Annotated in this window: 1 pseudogene; it reads left to right on the top strand. The window is 39.3% G+C overall.

The features are described 5' to 3' along the window. Nucleotides 1-33 precede the first annotated feature (33 nt). Nucleotides 34-2,270 (top strand): annotated as a pseudogene (locus tag ACFINL_RS09540) (autotransporter outer membrane beta-barrel domain-containing protein); the annotation flags it as partial.

Raw genomic sequence — 2,270 nt, forward strand, 5'->3', positions numbered from 1 at the left:
GAATATTTGGGGGCTATCATAAGGAGAATACTAGTGTATAAAACATCCCTTTTATCATGCACAGCTGCAGCCGCTATTATCCTGTTCAATATCCAGTTCAGTGCACATGCTGAAACCCTCGTAGTTTCTGAGGGAAAACAACAAGAAGTATCCGATAAAACCTACGAAACTATTCACGCAAAAGACGGTGGCAAAATCATTGGAAAACATTTAACCATTGTTACGAATAAAGATATAAACCAAGGCACAAACCAAACCGTCTATGCTGTAACAGCAGAAGGTGCTGACAGTGCGATTGAGTTACTGGATGGCACAACCATTAAAGGCACTGGTTCTGGTATTTTCTTAGGCCTTGAAGCCAAAGACGGTGCTACACTTCAAATGACTAAGGGAACAATTACATATTCTGGAATGGAGGCCTCCTCATCTGGCATTTTATCTAGCACTGGTGCTTCCTTTTCTGACAGTAAGAGTAAAAAAAACAAGCTGGAAGACGTGGTAATATCGAGTGAAAACGATAACAGTTCACTATCCTTAGGAATAAGTGCTAAAAACAGCACAGTAACCTTGAACAATGTAACCGTTACTCAAGCACTAAAAGGCATATTTGCAGATGATCACTCGACAATAACAATCTCTGGAGGATCACTCGATGGGGAAACTGATGGGGTATATGCTGGAAACGGCAGCATCATTACTTTAAACAACAATGTTACAGTCGCATCATCTAAGGGTAATGCACTCCATGCAGATGGTATAGAATCCAAGATCACCATGAAAGGAGGGGCTGTCATAGGAGGAAGTTTGAATGGACATGAAGGCGCATTATTTACAGAAAATGGTGGACGTATTGAAATTACGGATGTTACTCTAACAACCAATAACTTCGGAAACGGTGCAAATGCCAATGGCTTTGGAAGCATAATTGAATTAAAAGGCAAAACAAGCATTGAAAAAGTTAGAGATGGACTGAGAGCAGAAAAAGGTGGTAAAATCACCAGCGAAGATTTAACAATAACTGCTTATGAAAACCAAGAATACGGCACTTCTGGTATAATAGCCATTGATCCCAATAGTGAAATTCAATTAAAGGGGCATACAACCTTTGAAAAAGTTTCGTACGGTCTTGGAGCCTTTAATGGTGGTAAAATTACCAGCGGAGATTTAACAATAGTCGGTGGTAAAGCAATTAATGACAACCCCAATGAAGCACGATCTGGTGTATGGACATCGGGCTCTGGGAGTGAAATTCAGTTAACTGGCAAAACAACCATTCAAAATTTTGATGAAGGTCTTTATGCAGATGATGGGAGTAAAATCATTACCGGAGATTTAACAATAATCGGTGGTGAGTCCGAAGCAGAAACCGTTGGTGTAAGCACTTGGGAGGCTGATAGTATAGTTGAATTAAATGGCAAAACAACTATTCAAAATGTTGGTATTGGTCTCGCTACTGGTGAAGATGGCACAATTAAGATGGTTAATGGCGCTATTGATACTAATTCTAAAGGTCTAGATACCCAATCCGATACTCCTCAGAAGGGGAAGAAAAATACAATAGAAGCAAAAATGGCTGCACTGGTTGTAATAAATGGCGGACATATTGATCTGACAGATGTTTCTGCCACAGCAGAAGTTGCCAGTTTACAATTCGCAACTTTCTTTGATAATAATCCGAATAGCTCGCATGATCCGCAAAAATATCATAGTAATGAGATCAATCTGACTAATGCAGAGCTTCATGCTGAAAATGGTACAGGAATTTTCGTTAGAACTGTTGTTGAAAAAAGCATCGAAGATGCTGCTGCTCCATCAATCGGCACAGTCAATCTTAAAAAATCAGAAATCCATGCTGACGTATTATTAGGAGATGGTATTTTTTGGGACAAAACATCATGGAAAGATAAAGATTTGTGGGATGGTAAAGAGGTTAAAACGATCTCCAACGGCACCTTCACATTAAGCGCAGATCAGTCTATTTTAGAGGGCAGAGCAAATATTGCTAAAGACAGAAATGTGCACTTTGATCTGAAAAACAATACAAAATGGACGTTGAAAACCAGCAAAAATGAAAAAGATGATGATGGCAATCTCCTTGATATCGCTCAAAGATCTCGTTCTGATATTTCCACGCTTAATCTCGATAACAGCTCCATTATCTTTAATGGACCAACAGAAGATCATTACCAAACATTGCATATAGGTTCTGGTAAACCAGACACGCAAGAAGTCTACAATGCAACGGGTGATGCAAAGATTTACTTCAACAC

The sequence above is a fragment of the Bartonella sp. AA78NXGY genome, from assembly GCF_042197005.1.
In the GTDB taxonomy this organism is placed as follows: domain Bacteria; phylum Pseudomonadota; class Alphaproteobacteria; order Rhizobiales; family Rhizobiaceae; genus Bartonella.